Source organism: Mycobacterium sp. E3247, assembly GCF_001667785.1.
Lineage (GTDB): Bacteria > Actinomycetota > Actinomycetes > Mycobacteriales > Mycobacteriaceae > Mycobacterium.
In genome coordinates this window covers 1-2663 of the sequence record NZ_LZJG01000476.1, presented here as the reverse complement: position 1 = coordinate 2663, position 2663 = coordinate 1, and the positions used below count along the sequence as shown (strand labels likewise).

1 protein-coding gene is annotated in these 2663 nt (G+C 70.3%); it reads left to right on the top strand.

Going from position 1 to position 2663, the window contains the following annotated elements; translation table 11 throughout:
- Positions 1-2663: condensation domain-containing protein (locus A9X04_RS23140; RefSeq protein WP_156764504.1), on the top strand; the 2663-nt coding region annotated here is incomplete at both ends.

The following is a 2663-nucleotide window of genomic DNA, read 5'->3' as shown; positions in this document are numbered from 1 at the left end:
TCGCTGGCCTTCGACTTCTCGGTCTGGGAGATCTTCGGGTCGCTGCTGCGCGGCGCCCGGCTGGTGATCGTGCCCGACGCGGTGGTCCGCTCGCCAGAAGAGCTGCACGCCACGCTGATTCGCGAACAGGTCAGCGTGCTCAGCCAGACACCGTCGGCGTTCTACGCGCTCTCGCCCGCGCTGGGCGGACAGCTGAAGCTGCGGACCGTGGTGTTCGGTGGCGAGGCGCTGGAACCGCAGCGGCTCGGCGGATGGCTGCACCATCGGCCGGGGGTGCCGCGGCTGATCAACATGTATGGCATCACGGAGACCACGGTGCACGCCTCGTTCCGGAAGATCGGCGACGGCGACGTCGCCACCGGCATCAGCCCCATCGGTGTGCCGCTGGCGCACCTGGGCTTCTTCGTGCTGGACGGCTGGCTCAACCCGGTGCCCGGCGGCGTGATGGGCGAGTTGTACGTGGCCGGTCAAGGCGTGGCGTACGGGTATGTGGGCCGGGCCGGACTGACCGCATCGCGGTTCGTGGCGTGCCCGTTCGGAGAGCCCGGACAACGGATGTATCGCACCGGGGACTTGGTGCGCTGGGGCGCCGACGGGCAGCTGCAGTACCTGGGTAGGGCCGACGAGCAGGTCAAGATCCGCGGCTACCGCATCGAGCTCGGCGAAATCCGCACGGCGCTAACCGGTTTGGATGGCGTCGAGCAGGCGGCCGTGGTCGCTCGCGAGGACCGTCCCGGCGACAAGCGAATCATCGCCTACCTCACCGGCACCGCCGACCCGGCCGAGATCCGCACCCGGCTCGCCGACCTGCTCCCCAGCTACATGCTCCCCGCCGCGGTCGTCGCACTCGACGAACTGCCCCTGACCATCAACGGCAAACTCGACATCCGCGCCCTGCCCGCACCCGACTACCAGGAAAGCGGCGAATACCGGCCCCCGGCCACACCGGTGGAGGAAATCCTCGCCGGCATCTACGCCCGCGTCCTGGGGCTGCAGCGCGTCGGGGTCGAGGAGTCCTTCTTCGACCTCGGCGGGGATTCGTTGTCGGCCATGCGTTTGGTCGCGGCGGTCACCACCGGCCTGGGCGCCCACCTGCAAGTGCGAACGCTGTTCGAGGCGCCCACGATCCGGGAGTTGGCTCAGCGTCTCGGTGCGGGCGAGGGCCGGCCCGCCCGGATCGTGGCCGGTGCGCGGCCGGCGGTGGTGCCGTTGTCGTTCGCCCAATCCCGCCTGTGGTTCACCGATCAGTTGCAGGGACCGTCGCCGGTGTACAACCTGGCCGCGGCGATACAGCTGGACGGGGCCCTGGACGTCGAGGCGCTTGGGACGGCGCTGGGTGACGTCGTGACCCGGCACGAAAGCCTGCGCACGGTGTTCGCCGCACCGCAGGGAACACCCCGGCAGGTGGTCGTCCCCGCCGTTCGCGCCGACTTCGGCTGGCGGGTGGTGGACGCCGCCGAGTGGTCGGCGGGCCGCCTCGACGAGGCCATCGAGACCGCTGCCCGCCACACCTTCGATCTGGCCGCCGAAATTCCCATGCGCGCCTGGCTTTTCCGAGTCGCACCGGACCGGCACGTCTTGGTGGCGGTCGTCCACCACATCGCCGCCGACGGATCGTCGCTGACCCCGCTGGTGCGCGATCTCGGGGTGGCCTATTCCAGCCGGTGCGCGGGCGAGGCGCCCGCGTGGGCGCCGCTGAGCGTGCAGTATGTCGATTACACGCTGTGGCAGCAGGCCAACCTGGGTGCACTGGACGACCCTGGCAGCCCGATCGCCGGGCAGCTGCGCTACTGGCAAGAGGCCCTGGCCGAACTGCCCGAGCGCCTCGCGCTGCCCACCGACCGGCCCTACCCGCCGGTGGCCGACCATCGCGGCGCCCGCGTGGCCGTGAAGTGGCCGCCGGAGCTGCAGCAGCGCGTGCGCGAGGTCGCTCGCGAGCACAACGCGACCAGCTTCATGGTGCTGCAGGCCGCCCTGGCGGTGCTGCTGGCGAAAGTCGGCGCGACCTCCGATGTGGCGGTGGGCTTTCCGATCGCCGGGCGGCGAGACCCGGCGCTGGAAGAACTGGTGGGCTTTTTCGTCAACACCTTGGTGCTCCGCGTCGACCTGGCCGGAAACCCCACTCTCGCAGAGGTGTTGGCGCAGGTGCGGCGGCGCAGCCTCGCGGCGTACGAACACCAGGACGTGCCGTTCGAGGCGCTCGTGGAACGGCTCAACCCCACCCGCAGCCTCACCCACCATCCGCTGGTCCAGGTCATGTTGACCTGGCAGAACGACGGGCCCGCCGAACTGGTCCTGGGCGATCTCCGTGCGACTTCGCTGCCGCTCGACATGCACACGGCGCGCATGGATCTGGTGTTTTCGTTGGCTGAGCGCTGGACCGACGACGGACAACCCGCCGGCATCGGCGGGGCGGTGGAGTTCCGCACCGATGTGTTCGACGCCGGCTCCGTCGCGACCCTGATCGACCGGTTACAACGCGTGTTGGTCTCGTTGACGACCGACGCAACCCGGTCCCTCTCGGACGTCGATGTCCTCGACGAGGCCGAACACGCCCGGCTGCGTGCTCTCGGCAACGACGAGGTGCTGACCGAGGCGTGGGGGCCGGCGTCGATTCCGGTGTTGTTCGCCGGGCAGGTGGCGCGCAGGCCTGAGGCGGCGGC